The organism is Nitrosopumilus sp. S6 (genome assembly GCF_054515815.1).
Map to the genome: position 1 here is coordinate 12,225 of NZ_JBTNRI010000018.1, position 15,234 is coordinate 27,458.

The window sequence follows — 15,234 nt, forward strand, 5'->3', positions numbered from 1 at the left end:
ATGGCCAAAAAACTTCTCCCCCCCATATTTCTTGGTGTGTTCACCATTCTTGCAATAGTACTTTTGACTGGTGGCGGTTCTGATGATAAGGATGAACTTCGTCAGACATTTCAAGTAAATGCAGTATATTATGATACAGGGCATGTTGAAGTTGCATTTTTTGATAAATCTGAAAAAACTGATTCAGTGGTAATGGAAATACTTGGAATGGATGAGACCTATCAAAAATCATTTTCTGATTATCAGTTCATTGAAATTATTCCATTTCCAAATGTGCCAAAATATGGCTGGGAGATTCATCCTGTTGTTTTGGAGATAGACCATCCTGAATTAGGACATGTCCAACTAAAAACAGAGATACATCTTCTAGATGAACCTGCACCTCCTGTGATATATTCAAGACCTTAGATCACATACAAGATTTTATTGCACCTCTAAAGACTATTTTGTATTGGATTTACTTGTTGATTTAAAGAAAGGAAAACGTGGTGCAATTGCAAAAGCTATCACCCTAGTTGAAAATGATCAAAAAGAATCAAAAAAACTCTTAAAGACAATTTTCAAAAATACTGGAACTTCGATAATTATTGGAATTACCGGTCCTGCAGGAGCTGGAAAAAGTTCATTGATAAACAAAACTGCTGTTGCAATGAAAAAACTAGGCACAAAACCTGCGGTTCTAGCAGTAGATCCAACTAGTCATGTGACAGGTGGTGCAATTTTGGGTGATAGAGTTAGAATGACTGAATCCACTGATTCTGGAACTTACATACGCAGCATTGCATCTCGTGGCGCAACAGGTGCTGTATCTCGTTCTCTAAGAAACAGCATTCGTGTTTTAGAATATGCAGGATTTAATCCAATTATAATTGAAAGTGTTGGAGCTGGTCAAACTGAAGTTGAAATCTCTAACATTGCTGATATCACTGTTGTAGTCTTTAATCCAAATACTGGTGATAGCATACAAACAATCAAAGCTGGTCTTACTGAAATTGGCGATATCTATCTTGTAAACAAGAGTGACCTTAGTGGAACAAACCAATTATTTGATGCAGTACGTGATTTTATTGGTGATTCTAACAGAAACCCTGTAATTCTCAAGACTTCGGTAAAAAAGAATACTGGAATTATAGAATTTGCAAAAACTCTCAAAAATATGATGGTATTAAAAAAGAAATCAAAGAATCAGAAAGACCAAGAACGATTAGAGGCAGAACTAAAAGATATTGTTTTAAATAACATCCGTGAAAAGATTGATTACATGTTAGATTCTGATAAAACATTTGCAAAATATTTAAAGAAATTACAATCAAAAGATATCGACCCATTTGATGCAGGAGATAAAATTACAAAATCAATGTTAAAGTGATGAAATAATGGCTGCAAAAAAATCAAAACCAAAACAACCTGAAAAGAAAATATTTACTGATTCAAATTTTCCAGTAAAACGAATCTATCAAAAATCCTCAAAGAAAAGACCTTCAGAGGACTCTGGTAAATATCCATTTACTCGTGGAATTCATCCTGGAATGTTCCGTGATAGATTCTGGACTATGAGACAATACTCTGGATTCGGTGATGCCAAGCTTACAAATGAGCGATTCAAGTTTATGCTTGAAAAAGGTCAAACTGGTCTTTCTATGGCCTTTGATCTTCCAACACAAATTGGATATGATTCAGACGCTCCTCAAGCAGAAGGTGAAGTTGGTAAAGTTGGAGTTTCTATTACATCAATTAAAGACATGATGACTGCCTTTGATGGTATTCCTCTTGGAAAGGTCAGTTCTTCCATGACTATCAATTCTACAGCATCAACATTACTTGCATACTATATTGCAGTAGGAGAATCTCAAGGATTCAAAAGTCATGAACTACGTGGAACTACTCAAAATGATATTCTCAAAGAATACATTGCAAGAAACACCTACATCTATCCTCCACAACCATCTATGAGATTAATTGGTGACATGATTGGTTATTGTGCAGAAAAAGTTCCTTCATGGTACCCTGTATCAATTTCTGGTTATCACATGAGAGAAGCAGGATGTACTGCAACACAAGAAGTTGCATTTACTTTGGCAAATGCAATAGCATACATTCAAACTTGTTTGGACAAGGGATTAAAAATTGATGACTTTGCACCCCGTTTGTCATTCTTCTTTTGCTGTACTATTGAATTCTTTGAGGAAGTTGCAAAGTTTAGAGTTGCAAGAAAAGTTTATGCAAAGATTCTCAAAGAAATGTTTAATGCAAAAAATCCAAAATCATTACAACTAAAATTCCATACTCAAACTAGTGGTGAATCCCTAACTGCACAACAACCTGATAACAATATCATTCGTGTGGCAATTCAAACAATGGCCGCAGTAGCTGGTGGTACTCAGTCTCTTCACACAAACTCTCGAGATGAGGCATTGGCACTTCCAACACAAGAATCTGCAAAAATAGCCCTGAGAACACAGCAAATTGTTGCCCATGAAAGTGGAATCACAAAGACTGCCGATCCACTTGGAGGCTCTTACTATCTTGAGGAATTAACAGACCAAATTGAAGAAGGCGTATGGAAATATCTTAAAAAGATTCAGAAGATGGGTGGTTCTGTAAAAGCAATTGAGAAAGGATTCTTCCAGTCTGAAATTAGAGCAAATGCATATCGTTTGAAGAAAGAAGCTGATGATGGAGAAAGAATTCTAGTTGGTGTAAACAAGTATGCTGAAGAAGAAGAACAGCCAGAACTACTTAGAATTGGTGGCAAGGTTGAGATTCAACAGAAAAAAGCACTAAAACAGTTACGTGCATCTCGTGATAAAAAGAAATGGGAAAAGGCATTATCTGCAATGCAAAGTGCAGCTGACACTGATGAGAATCTCATGCCTTACATTATAACTGCCGCAAGGTCTTATGCAACTACTGGTGAAATCAGTAATGCATTTCGTGAAGTCTTTGGTGAGTATCGTCCAAAGGAGGTATTCTAGATGAAGATTGATCATATTGCAATTGCAGTAAATGATGTTGAAGAATCTGCCAAAGTTTACCAACAAGCTTTAGGTGTTGATTCTGTAGAATTTGAAACAGTAGAGTCTGAAGGTGTTAAAGTTGCAATTATTCATTTAGAAAATGGTCGTGTTGAATTAATGCAACCAACAAATGATGCCAGTCCTATCAAAAAATTCTTGGAGAAGAAAGGCCAAGGATTACATCATATGGCATTAGAGACTGACAACATTGAAGGTGAAGTAGAAAGAATGGAAGGATGCGGTGTGCAATTTCTAGGACAAATTAGACCTGGTTCTGCCGGTACCAAAGTTACCTTTATTCATCCAAAATCACTTCATGGTGTTTTAGCTGAACTTTGTGCTCATCCAAAATAATTATTTTTAAAAAATAACTATTCCATCATCTTTAGTGTGTCTGATGCTGTGATGATTCCCACAATTTTTGATTTCTTTGTTACAAGGATGCATTTAGAATAACGAATCAACGGAACTAGTACATTTGCAGGTGTTTCAAAATCCACAATTGGTGGAACTGGATCCATAGTATCTGCTAGTTTTGCATTTTTTAATTCTGCTTCTCCTACATCTGCCAAATGTTTTACAATACCATCTTCTGATACTACTCCTACTATCTCTTTTCCATCAAATACTGGAATCTGACTGATTGACAACTCGTGCATCTTTTTGATTGCGTCATGTAGTGTATTGGATGGTTTTAATTTTACAATATCTTGACTGCAAAAATCCCCTGCTTTGTGAGATGATGATCTACTCTCCAAATTTGATAAATTCTCAAAAATCTTTTTTGCTGTCTCATAACTTGGTTGACTCCGTCCTGATTCAATTTGGTTAATCATGGATGTACTAACACCTACCATCCCTGCAAGTTTTTTTTGTGTAATTCCTAATTTTTGCCTCATCTGCTTTATTGATTCTATATTCGGAAGCATTTTGGGTTTAGTAGAACTAAATCTCTATTAAACTATACTGGATTATTTTCTTTTTGGCTGCTCAATTGCTGCCTGAGCTGCTGCAACAATTGCAATAGGGATTCTATGGGGTGATGCACTAACATAGCTTAGTCCTGCTTTGTGACAGAATTTAATGGAACTTGGGTCTCCTCCATGTTCGCCACAAATTCCAATTTCCATATTCTTTCTTACTCCACGACCATTGGCAATTCCAATTTCAATTAAATTGCCAACACCGTTTACATCAATTGATTGGAATGGACTGCGTTCAAGTAATTCTTTTTCCATATATTCTGGAAGGAATTTTCCTTCAACATCTTCTCTGCTAAAACTGAATGTTCCTTGTGTCAAATCATTAGTACCAAAACTAAAGAATTCTGCAGTAGTTGCAAGTTCATCTGCTGTTAATGCAGCTCTTACTACTTCTATCATGGTACCAAAGTTAATTGTTAATTTCATCTTGTTTTTAGTTTCAACTTCTTTCTTTATTTTATCATAAATCTTCTTAATATGATTTAGTTCTGCAATACTGCTAATTTGTGGAATCATTATTTGTGGATGTGCTTTTACTTTCTTTTTTGTCAATTCCACTAGTGCTTCAAAGACTGCACGAATTTGCATCTCATAAATTTCAGGATATGTGATTCCAACTCTTACTCCTCTATGTCCCATCATTGGGTTTACTTCTGCTAATTCTCTTGCTCTTTTTAAAACCACTTTGGCTTTTTCAAGCTCTTTTGTTGATTTTGATTTTTCTAGTTTGCGAATTTTTTCTGCTAATTCTTCAGGGTTTGGTAAGAATTCGTGTAATGGAGGATCTAGTAATCTGATTGTCACCTCATATCCTTCCATAGCTTTTAGAATTTGAATAAAGTCACTTTTTTGTAATTGTCCTAATTTTTTGAGAACTTTGGCTCTTTCTTCTATATTTTCAGCCATAATCATATCTACAAAAAGACCTATTCTATCACTTGCATTGAACATTCTTTCGGTTCTACAAAGACCAATACCTTGGGCTCCAAATTCTCTTGCTAGTTTTGCAGCTTCCGGAGTATCCGCATTTGCTCTGATTCCCAACACTTTAGTTTTTTGAGCCCATCCTAAAATCTTCTCAAAGTCTTTTGTCACTTTTGGTTCTACAGTTGGCACTTCTCCAATGAGGACTATGCCTGCACTACCATCAATTGTAATTGTTTCACCTTCCTTTACTGTTATGCCATTTGCATTACATGTATTATTGTCATAATTGATTTTTAATTCTGAGCATCCAACAATGCATGGTTTACCCATTCCTCTTGAAACAATTGCAGCATGAGATGATTTTCCACCTAAACTAGTCAAAACACCTTCTGATGAAAAGAATGCTGGAACATCTTCTGGTTTTGTTTCTTTTCTAATTAGGATGATCTTTTTTCCTGCTTCTCCTAACTCTATTGCTTTTTTTACATCAAATACTGCAATTCCACTTGCTGCCCCTGGTGATGCAGCAATTCCTTTTGCTAACTGTTTGTGATTTTTAACTTTGGATTCATCCATTGTTCTATGAAGTAAAGCTTCGAGTTGTTGTGCTGGAATTCTTGCTAATGCTTTATTCTTATCAATTAATTTTTCTTTTACCATATCTACTGATGTTTTAATTAGTGCACCTGCACTCATTTTTGCAGTTCTAGTTTGTAGTAAATAGAATTTTCCTTGCTCAATTGTAAATTCGATGTCTTGTGGTTCTCTGAAATGTTTTTCTAATTTAGAGCATGCATTGCTTAACTCTTTGTAAGATTTTGGCATTTCTTTTTTTAGTAATGCAACGTTCTTTCCGGTTCTAACACCTGCAACAACATCTTCACCTTGTGCATTGATTAGATATTCGCCCTCAATCTCTTTTTTACCATTATGTCCATTTCTTGTAAATACTACTCCTGTTGCACTGTCATCTCCCATGTTTCCAAATACCATGGTTACCACATTTACTGCAGTTCCGTTTGCAATATCTTTTGTAATGTTATTTTTCTCACGGTAAACTATTGCTCTTTCACCCATCCAACTTTTGAATACAGCCTCAATTGCTAATCCTAGTTGTTCATTTGGAGAATCTGGGAATTTCCTTTTAGTGTGATTTTCACAGATTTTTTTATACTCTGATACAATTTTCTTTAATGATTCTACACTTAGTTGACTGTCATCTTTTACTTTTTGTTTGGCTTTTGCAGAGTCTAGAACATGATCGAATTTCTCATCATTTACTCCAAATACAACTTTGCCAAATAATTGAATGAATCTTCGATATGAGTCCCATGCAAAACGTGGATTTTGTGTTTGCGTAGATAATCCTTCTACTGTTTTTTCGTTTAATCCTAAATTCAAAATGGTATCCATCATACCTGGCATCGAAATTGCTGCACCCGATCTAACTGATACTAGTAATGGATTCTTTGTTGAATTCCATTTTTTTCCAGTTTTCTTTTCAATTTTTTCAATGTTTTTCATTACTAGTGGCATGACATCTTTTGGAAGTTTTCTGTTGTTTTCATAATACTTGTTACAAACCTCTGTTGTGATCGTAAATCCTGGTGGAACTGGAAGTTTTAGCCTAGTCATCTCGCTTAATCCTGCACCTTTTCCGCCTAGAAGCATTCTTTTTTTGCTATCTGCCTCTTCAAATGCATAAACTGGTTTTGTTTTTGCCATGCAAGAATGCGTAAATTTTTTGGCTTTTTAAACTAATGCCTTGGCAAATTCGGAAATTATTTTATCCCAATTTTTTGCTTTGATTATGCCACTTGCTACAAGGATCCCTTTTGATCCTAGTTCTACTGCCTTTGAGACGTCTTGTCCGGAAACAATTCCTGCTCCGCAAAGAAGTTTTGTGTTATTGTTTGCACTTTTTACAGCACTTGCTGCTTTTGTTATCAATTCTGGTCTTTCAGTTGACACTGCTTTTCCTGAACCAATAAGTTCTGGAGGCTCTATTGCAATATAGTTTGGATTTAGTTTGGCATATTTTCTAGCTTCTGCAACATCTTTTACGCAAACAATTGATATCATTTTTAGTTCTTTTAATTTTGAAACTAATTTTTTGATCTCATTTGATGAAATTCGATGCTCACTATGATTGATTAGTGACCCGTTTACTTTGGATTTTTTTAACAGTTCTGGAATTATAAAACCTGTTGTACTGCCAACTTTGGAGTCATCAATATGTTGTGCAAAAATTGGGATGGAACTATCTGATACAACTCCGATTAAATGTTGTGGTGGACAAATTGCAATTTTTATTTTAAATTTTTTAGAAACTTTTTCAGCAGTCTTTACAAATTTGATAATTTTATCTCCTGAAATCTCTTCGTAATTTTTACAATTAATTACAAACATCTTTCTTTGAACCTTCTTGTATTGTATTTAATCTTTAATTTAACTTCTTAATCTTTTGTCGTACATCTTCTTCATTGCCAATACTATCATCATCAAAGCAATTGCAGCAACATTTGTCCCAATAATAAATACGTCTTCTACTATGACTCCATAAATCAACCACAAAATCGCTCCTGCTGATATGAATATCATCAAAAATTTTGAGACATCTTTGAGGCTTTTTGTTTTATATCCTTTGTAAATTTGCTCAACCCACCCAGTTAGTATCAAAACTCCTGCAGCTACTCCTAAAATTGTTAGTAATGTTCCGTCAATTTCCATTATATCCACTAATTCCAGAAAAATTCGTCTAATCCTGTTTGTTTTGGTTTTCCTAAAATTGTGTCAAAATCCAAATTCATTGATGATGTTATTTGCTCAAGTGTGGATTCCATAAACTCCATGTATTTTTTAGAGTCAATCTCTTCTTTTTTTGCCATTTCTACTGGCTTAACTCCTGGCTTGTTTAGGATTTTGATATAAGAAATTCTATCTCCTTTCTTTATCTCTCGTATGGTTTCTAGTTGTTTTGCAGCTCGTATGTGTTGTGGAATGGTTTTTGTATATTCTGATGGAGCTTTACTTAGCATTACATTAAATGTTAAATCTTCTAGTGGAATTTCTTTTGCTTCTACTTTTTTACCACATGTGGCAATTTTTTCAGAAATCTGCTTTTTAGCTTTTTCGAAATCTTCTACTGTTTGAACTTCTGATAATACATCTAATAATTCATAAAATAATTTTTTGATAAATGGTGGGGTGTGTGATTTTTTTCCTGTGAGGCCCTTGACGTCTACCTTTCCTTCTTTAGTAACTCCAAGATAGTTTTTCTTTCTGTTGCTAAGCACACAATATCTGTATGTTTTATCAATCTCTAAATCTACTCCGTGATCTTTTTTTGCTTGCTCTATTACTGTTTGAATTTGTTCCTTAGTTGGGTTTTTGATAAATAGCGAATCTGTATCTCCATATAGTACTTCAATTCCTGTTGCTTCACATTTTTTGATTGTCTCTAAAATTGTGTGTCTTCCAATTGCAGTTGTTGCTTCTGCTGCTGGCAGAAAATACAATGGAAATATTTCAGCACCCATTACTCCATAACTTGCATTTAGAATTACCTTAAGTGCTTGACTGACTACTGTGTATTGCTGCCTTTGTTCATCTGTTAATGTCTCTTTTTTTGATAAACTCTTGTAGTAATTTACTCTCAAATCTCTTAGTGAGCCTATAATCATTGATGTTAACCCATTTTTCTTAGAACATGTCCAGTGATTTGTTCCTGGAATTGAATTTTTTTTGCATTCTTCATGTGGGCATCTTACAGTTTCGTATGATAGATTTCTTACCTTGATAATACTAGGATACAGACTAGCAAAGTCCATCACAACTACGTCAAAGTGAATTCCTTCTTTTGGTTCTACAACTAGCCCTCCTCTGTATTTTTTATCTTTGATAACTGCATCTGACATTACTCCTTCTGATCGTCTTTCAAGTTCTTGCCTTTTTGGAATCAGACAGTTTCTCTTTCTGTGTTCATAATACAATAAACTTCGAATCCATTGAGAAACTCCCATTCTTGCAATATCGTCAATTGGCATTCGTCCAATTCTTGCAATAATTACAAGTAATTGCATCAACAATTCATTGTTAAAACTTGTAAGTTCGTAAGTTAGCAGAGCGTCATTATAACAATAGTTTGCTGTTTGGTAGAGTGTTAATTCATCAAACTCTAAACCATAGTCTATCTTTTCTTTTCCAAGTAATGCTTTTGAAACTGAGTTTAATGAAAAATTTGTATATTTTTGACTAAAGGCATAGATTTGAAATGATCTATTTGAAAATGTTCTATACAAATCAAGATGAACTCCTTGTTTGAGTGTCGCAGAATCCCTCATCATGTAAAATGGATTTTCTGAATTTTTTATTCCAAGTCTCTCTGCTCTATTGTACAAATATGGTAAATCAAATTCGTCACCATTATATGTTACAACAAATGGAAATTCCTTGATTATCTTAAATGCATCATGAATCATTTCTTTTTCTTTGTCCAAATCATAAAACGTCACTTTGATGTTTTGGTCTAATTCGTTTGTCCCTTGTTCTGTTCCTTCTGTTTTGAGCACAAAAATCTGGTCAAATCCATTTGTTCCTTTCATTCCTATCGCAGTGACTTTCTTTTCAGCAATTTTTGGGTCTGGAATTCTCCCAATTTCTGCCTCTACTTCAATATCTACACTGAGTCTTTTTATTTTTGGAATTGGTTGATTAAGCAAATCTGCCCATTCTGAAACAAACTTTTTGAATTCTTCTGCATCTACCATGCTTTCACTATCGACCTTATCCCACAGCAAACTCTTTAGCGCAATTTTTACTTCATCTGAAATTTCTAAATCATGTGATTGTATTTTTCCATCTATAATCTCATAATATTTTCCAACTATTAGATTTCTATCATACAAATAATTTTCATAATATTTGATGTCTGATTCCCATGTCTCTATTACATTTCTAATACTCTTGTCTCCTGTGGTTCCACCGATTGCTAGTGGGTCTGCTACTGTAATTTTTGACATATTGATTTCTTTGTCTTCCATCAAATCATATCTTTGAACTGTTTTGATTTCTAAGACATCATCTCTTTCTTGAAGAAAATCTAATTCTTCTGGAGCTAATCTTGAATAGCAATATGGCTTGTGACCAATTTCATCTTTCCACAAAAATAATTTCTGAGATTTGGGTTCGTAGAATTTTAAAACTGCTGATTTTGAATTATTGTCATATGTGGCTGATACTAACATGGATGGTGGCATTGATTCAATTTTTTTGGTTTCTTCCATGTTGACTTGCATTTTATCATCCAGAATTGTATTTGTTAACTAGTTCTTGAGCCCATTTTGCAATTTTTGCTTTATCTAATTGTATGACTTCTACACCTGCTTCTTTTAGCAAGTCAAAATCTGTTTCTGGATAAGAATCAAGACATACAAATTTTCTAATTCCGATGGTAATTGCCATTTTTGTACATTCTAGGCATGGAACAAAGGTCGTGTATAGTATTGCTCCTTTAATTCCTGCTTCTATTCCTAATATTGCACAATGCATTATGGCGTTAGCTTCTGCATGATTGCACAGACATCTGTCAAGTGATGCTCCAGATTCTATCTTTCCTTCCATTCTTAACTGACATCTCTTACAACCTCCATCAAAACAATTTTTAATTCCTGGAGGTGTTCCGTTATACCCTGTTGCTAGTTGTCTGTGGTTTCTAACAATAACTGCTCCTACTTGTCTTGTGACACAGTTTGAACGAAGTTTTGCAAGTTCTGCCTGCAACATAAAATACTCATCCCAATTTGGTCTCTCAAAAGTAGTCAACACCAATTCTGTTTGTCTGTTCAATATATGGATCACGTTAAATTTCGATTTTCTGCGATCAATGTCTTCTTAAACAATAGATGCATAAACTTCTTTAACTTCCTTTAAACTCAAGATTTGATGGCAAACTATACCGCAGAAGTAAACGCTATTCACAAAAAATTCAATAATGCTGTAAAAAAAGCAAAGACCAAAAAATCTTTGAACACAGCTTATAGTGTTCATAAAAAAGCACATGAGAGATTATTGAAAAAGCATCTTCGTGAGGAGACTGCTATGATTAACCGAGCAAAGAAACAATTAGACTAGTTTTCTTTCTCATTTTCCTTTTTTTATTTTTTATTAAGATTTTGAGCCAATTCTAAGAATTTATCAATTATTATTTTTGGTTGTGAATCTGCTAATGCTAACATTGCTCTTCCCATCTCTGAAATTATTGCCTGTTGTTCTTGAGTGAGATCTTTTTTGATTGATTCGTATTTTTCTAATTGTTCTTCAACTGCTCTCCAATTAGGATCCTTGTTCAAAGACTCTAATAATGATTGAAAATATTTTTCATTGGAGTTTTGGTCGCTCATGGCTATATCTGATGATAATGGGATAAAAATGGGCTTGTTTTCTAATGCTAATGATAAATAATAATCTCTCTAGGCACAAATTTTCATTAATTTGAAACTAGATGGCATGTCTTTGTCAATGGTTAACTACACGAAAGCATAAAATCGATAAATTACAAATTTTCCTTATCTGATGACAGAATTTATTGAAAAAAAATATGTGAAAAAAGACTCTATTGAAAAACGAGATTATCAAGTAAACCTTGCAAATCAAGCAATATCTGAAAACTGTATTGTTGTTTTACCAACTGGACTTGGAAAAACTGCAATTGCATTACAGGTTATTGCAGAATATCTATCAAAAGGTACTGGCGGTGCATTGTTTTTGGCTCCAACACGAGTTCTTGTGAATCAGCATTATGAATTTCTAAAAGAAAATTTAATCCTAGATGATGTCTCTTTGATAACTGGAGAAGACCCTATCCAAAAAAGAACCAAATTATGGAATAATAGTGTGATTTGTGCTACTCCTGAAATTGCAAAAAATGATTTGGATAGAGGTATTGTTTCATCTGATCAATTTAATCTTGTAATTTTTGATGAGGTGCATAGAACTGTTGGTGATTATGCATATTCTGGAATTGCAGAACGTTTTGTGGGTTCTACTGCTAGAATTGTAGGAATGACTGCGACACTACCTAGCGAAAAAGATAAAGCTACAGAAATTCTAACTAAACTAAAAATTGCTAGTGTTGCTGAAAGAACTGAAAATAGTCCTGATGTTAAACCCTATACACAAGAGACAAACACTGAATGGATAAACGTTGAACTTCCTCCTGAACTAAAAGCCATTCAAAAATTATTGAAATTGGCGCTTGATCAAAGATATGAAACATTACGTGATAATGGAATTAAACTAGCTGAACAACAATCACTTTCTGCATTATTGAGAATTAGACAATTTGTTTTGAATCAAAACCGTCGCTCTGCAAAGCCATTATTCACTGCAATTAGAATTCATTATGCTTTGAATATCTTAGAGGCTCATGGAATTACTCCATTTTTGAAGTTCTGTGAGCGTGCCAAGGCAAAAAAAGGTGCAGGAGTAAAGGATCTCTTTGAAGTTGATCCAAATTTTACTCGTGCAATTCATCTTGCAAAAGAAGCTCAATCTAGAGGAATAGAACATTCTAAAATTCCAAAACTAAAAGATATTCTTGAATCTGTTCCAGGAAAGGCATTAATTTTTACTAGCTATCGTGACTCTGTTGATTTAATTCACAGTAAACTAGCTGAGCTGGGAGTTTCTGCAGGAATTTTGATTGGAAAAGCAGGAGAAACTGGACTAAAACAAAAAAAGCAAATTGAAACTGTTCAGAAATTCAGAGATGGTGTTTTTGATGTGTTGATTGCAACTCGTGTCGGTGAAGAGGGATTGGATATTGCTGAAGTAAATCAGGTTATTTTTTATGATAATGTACCTAGTTCTGTTAGATTTATTCAAAGAAGAGGTAGAACTGGCAGAAAAGATACTGGAAAATTAGTTGTGTTGATTGCAAAAAATACTATTGATGAAACCTACTATTGGATTGGAAAGCGGAAAATGTCTGCATCAAAATCTATGGGTGATAAAATGACCAAAGTATTGGAAAAAAATCAAGAGATTGCTTCTAAAAAAACAGGACTTGATGCATTTATCTAATTTTTGTACTGGTTTGTAATTTCTTGAAAAATTGATTGTCTTTTCTGAATAATCTTATTTTTTACTCCTGATTCTAAATGATGTGTACTGGAGCCTTTTGCTACAAGTAAATTCTCTAGTCTGATTTCAAATTGATTTTCTAGAAAGTTTATTGTTCCATCAAACCCCCCCTCTACCTCTAAATTCTCAAATGCATCTTTTGCTAAATTTGAAATTGATTTCTCTAAATATGTCAAAATCTCTTCAATTGCTTTTTCAGTTAATACTGCCATGCCTATAATTAAGCATTAGATTCATGTTTATTTTATTTTGGTTTTGTACGAGTCAAAATTAATACTCTTGCTCTAAAATATTATTTGAGATTGTACAGTAATGAAATCTGATCAAACTAAAGAGATGGAAGAGTTGATGAAAAAAGAGAAACTCTTACACAAAGAAATTTATGCTGATTTTAAGAAAATAAGTCAAAAAGTCAATGATGATTTTGAAAAAGCACTTCATTTAAAATCTAAAAAATAACTATCCAAATCTTTTGATGATATGATAGCCAAATTCTGATTTTACTGGTTCAGATGTTTCTCCAATTTGTAGTTTGAATGCTGCATCTTCAAATGGTTTTACCATCATGCCTTTTGTAAAATACCCTAGATTTCCATCTTTTTTGGCACTTCCTGAATCAATAGATAATTCCTTTGCCAGTTTTCCAAATTTCTCTCCATTCTTTAATTTCTCCATTATTGCAAGTGCTTCACTTTGTTTTGAGACAAGAATGTGTGAACATTTGATCTTATTACTCATTTACGTTTCTAAATTATTCTACGTCTTAATTGTTTTGAGTTTTGAACTGAATTTTTACCCAAAAAAGGTTCAAATCTTAACAGATTCAATATCAACATGATTTTTTATTTTTATATTCTTTTAATAAAAAATCATAATATGAAAAAATGATCATTTTATATTCTATGAGTTCCTAGACTTTGTGATATTGAGACAAAAAGTACCTTCAATTGCATTCTTGTCTTTCGTATTACTATTAGGTTCATTTTCTCCATTCGTGATAAATTCCGTCCCAACTGCATATGCTGCTGAACCTTTTGATCCTGTTCCTGTCAGAATTGCCACTCCTCATGCAGTATCTGACTATGATAATTTTGGTTATGCTGTTTCTACAAACGGTAACGAGATTGTAATTGGTGCCCCCTCTCTCAAGTCTAGTGCTGCATTTGGGCCAGGCTCTGCATTTTTGTTTGATGATTCTGGCACATTAATTTCTGAATTGCTTAAACCTAGTCCTTTGTCAGGAGAAGTATTTGGAAAAAGTGTATCCATTGATGGTTCACATGCCTTAGTTGGTGCTACTGGAGTATCTGGAGGTGTAGGTGAAGCATATGATTATACATTGAGAGGTACGCTTTCTACAGCATACAAGAACCCATCACCTGGTGGTGTTGATATTTTTGGTGAAGAAGTTGATGTACTGCGAGATTTTGTTTTAATCGGTGTACCGCTTGATGATTCATTGGCTTTTGATTCTGGCATTGCTTATCTGATACAACGTTCTACTGGTAGTATCACTACTATTGGAAATCCTTCTCCTGCTGGCGGTGATGTTTTTGGGGCTTCACTTGCACTTGGACCTGATTTTGCTGTAATTGCAGCTGAAAGTCATGATGGTGTTGCGCCTCATATAGGAGAGGTGTATATCTTTGATTATTCTGGCCGCACTCCTTTAGTTACAATCCCAAACCCATCCCCAATAATCTATGATTCTTTTGGAGTTGATGTCGCCATTGATGGTACCGATGTTTTAATTTCTGCACCTGCTGGTGATGGCCGAAGTACTCAACCAGGAACTGTATATCTTTATGATAGTTCTGGAACCCTTAATCTACCAATCCCAAATCCTGACCCTGACGCACTTGATAGATTTGGTCATTCTATTGACATGAATGGAGATTTGATTGTAATTGGTGCACCTCATGATGATTTTGGAGCAAGTAATGCTGGTTCAGTTTATGTCTTTGACAAAACTGGTACTCTATTACAAACAATTCATAATCCAACACCTGATGCTGATGATCAATTTGGATTCTCTGTCTCATTATTTGGTAATCTATTGGTAGTTGGCGCTCCTACTGATGATACTCTTTCCACTGATTCTGGAATTGCATACTTGTATACTTTGAGTTCCCCTGGTCCTGTTGACTCTGATGGTGATGGAGTGC

The 15,234-nt window shown here is 34.2% G+C and carries 17 protein-coding genes; 8 read left to right on the forward strand and 9 right to left on the reverse strand.

Features of this window, described 5'->3' with window-relative positions; translation table 11 throughout:
- The 4 genes from ACX12B_RS09345 to mce are packed head-to-tail and all read left to right on the forward strand — an operon-like array spanning position 1 to position 3,371.
- The gene (locus tag ACX12B_RS09345; protein WP_459353740.1) at positions 1–408 is read left to right on the forward strand and encodes a hypothetical protein; all 408 of its coding nucleotides are present in this window, start codon (positions 1–3) and stop codon (positions 406–408) included.
- Positions 409–451: 43 nt separating this feature from the next.
- A complete protein-coding gene (gene meaB, locus ACX12B_RS09350; protein WP_459353741.1) occupies positions 452–1,369 on the forward strand; it encodes a methylmalonyl Co-A mutase-associated GTPase MeaB in 918 nt (305 codons plus the stop codon).
- A gap of 7 nt (positions 1,370–1,376) precedes the next feature.
- Entirely contained in the window at positions 1,377–2,975 is a 1,599-nt protein-coding gene (locus ACX12B_RS09355; RefSeq protein ID WP_459353742.1) for an acyl-CoA mutase large subunit family protein, read from the forward strand.
- On the forward strand, positions 2,976–3,371 hold the full coding sequence (gene mce, locus ACX12B_RS09360; RefSeq protein WP_459353743.1) for a methylmalonyl-CoA epimerase: 396 nt from the start codon (positions 2,976–2,978) through the stop codon (positions 3,369–3,371).
- A 17-nt stretch (positions 3,372–3,388) separates the two neighbouring features.
- Here the strand turns inward: mce and ACX12B_RS09365 are convergent, their stop codons facing one another.
- From ACX12B_RS09365 to ACX12B_RS09390, 6 genes are read right to left on the reverse strand one after another with little or no spacing between them, the layout of a single operon-like run.
- The gene (locus tag ACX12B_RS09365; protein WP_459353744.1) at positions 3,389–3,946 is read right to left on the reverse strand and encodes a CBS domain-containing protein; all 558 of its coding nucleotides are present in this window, start codon (positions 3,944–3,946) and stop codon (positions 3,389–3,391) included.
- A gap of 42 nt (positions 3,947–3,988) precedes the next feature.
- Positions 3,989–6,652, reverse strand: a complete 2,664-nt coding sequence (gene ppdK, locus ACX12B_RS09370; RefSeq protein ID WP_459353745.1) for a pyruvate, phosphate dikinase — start codon at positions 6,650–6,652, stop codon at positions 3,989–3,991.
- 27 nt (positions 6,653–6,679) lie between these two features.
- On the reverse strand, positions 6,680–7,336 hold the full coding sequence (gene tpiA / locus ACX12B_RS09375) for a triose-phosphate isomerase (RefSeq protein ID WP_459353746.1): 657 nt from the start codon (positions 7,334–7,336) through the stop codon (positions 6,680–6,682).
- A gap of 39 nt (positions 7,337–7,375) precedes the next feature.
- Positions 7,376–7,657, reverse strand: coding sequence for a SemiSWEET family sugar transporter (locus ACX12B_RS09380; protein ID WP_459353747.1), 282 nt, complete (start codon positions 7,655–7,657; stop codon positions 7,376–7,378).
- 8 nt (positions 7,658–7,665) lie between these two features.
- Positions 7,666–10,224 (reverse strand): DNA-directed DNA polymerase I, encoded by a 2,559-nt coding sequence (locus ACX12B_RS09385; RefSeq protein WP_459353748.1) that lies wholly within the window; start codon positions 10,222–10,224, stop codon positions 7,666–7,668.
- Positions 10,225–10,228: 4 nt separating this feature from the next.
- Positions 10,229–10,774, reverse strand: a complete 546-nt coding sequence (locus ACX12B_RS09390; protein ID WP_459353749.1) for a deoxycytidylate deaminase — start codon at positions 10,772–10,774, stop codon at positions 10,229–10,231.
- 96 nt (positions 10,775–10,870) lie between these two features.
- On the opposite strand from ACX12B_RS09390, the gene ACX12B_RS09395 reads away from it, so the two are divergent.
- Positions 10,871–11,059 (forward strand): hypothetical protein, encoded by a 189-nt coding sequence (locus ACX12B_RS09395; RefSeq protein WP_459353750.1) that lies wholly within the window; start codon positions 10,871–10,873, stop codon positions 11,057–11,059.
- 23 nt (positions 11,060–11,082) lie between these two features.
- Here ACX12B_RS09395 and ACX12B_RS09400 read toward each other — a convergent pair whose 3' ends face one another.
- Positions 11,083–11,328 (reverse strand): hypothetical protein, encoded by a 246-nt coding sequence (locus ACX12B_RS09400; protein ID WP_459353751.1) that lies wholly within the window; start codon positions 11,326–11,328, stop codon positions 11,083–11,085.
- A gap of 172 nt (positions 11,329–11,500) precedes the next feature.
- On the opposite strand from ACX12B_RS09400, the gene ACX12B_RS09405 reads away from it, so the two are divergent.
- Positions 11,501–13,009, forward strand: coding sequence for a DEAD/DEAH box helicase (locus ACX12B_RS09405; protein ID WP_459353752.1), 1,509 nt, complete (start codon positions 11,501–11,503; stop codon positions 13,007–13,009).
- Here the strand turns inward: ACX12B_RS09405 and ACX12B_RS09410 are convergent.
- Positions 13,006–13,281, reverse strand: a complete 276-nt coding sequence (locus ACX12B_RS09410; RefSeq protein WP_459353753.1) for a hypothetical protein — start codon at positions 13,279–13,281, stop codon at positions 13,006–13,008. The genes ACX12B_RS09405 and ACX12B_RS09410 overlap by 4 nt on opposite strands.
- Before the next feature lie 100 nt (positions 13,282–13,381).
- On the opposite strand from ACX12B_RS09410, the gene ACX12B_RS09415 reads away from it, so the two are divergent.
- Positions 13,382–13,528: a hypothetical protein gene (locus tag ACX12B_RS09415; protein WP_459353754.1), complete on the forward strand. Its 147-nt coding sequence runs from the start codon at positions 13,382–13,384 to the stop codon at positions 13,526–13,528.
- Here ACX12B_RS09415 and ACX12B_RS09420 read toward each other — a convergent pair whose 3' ends face one another.
- Entirely contained in the window at positions 13,529–13,807 is a 279-nt protein-coding gene (locus ACX12B_RS09420) for a peptidylprolyl isomerase (protein ID WP_459353755.1), read from the reverse strand.
- 187 nt (positions 13,808–13,994) lie between these two features.
- Here ACX12B_RS09420 and ACX12B_RS09425 point away from each other — a divergent pair.
- A partial coding sequence (locus ACX12B_RS09425; protein ID WP_459353756.1) for an FG-GAP repeat protein occupies positions 13,995–15,234 on the forward strand: 1,240 nt, incomplete at its 3' end.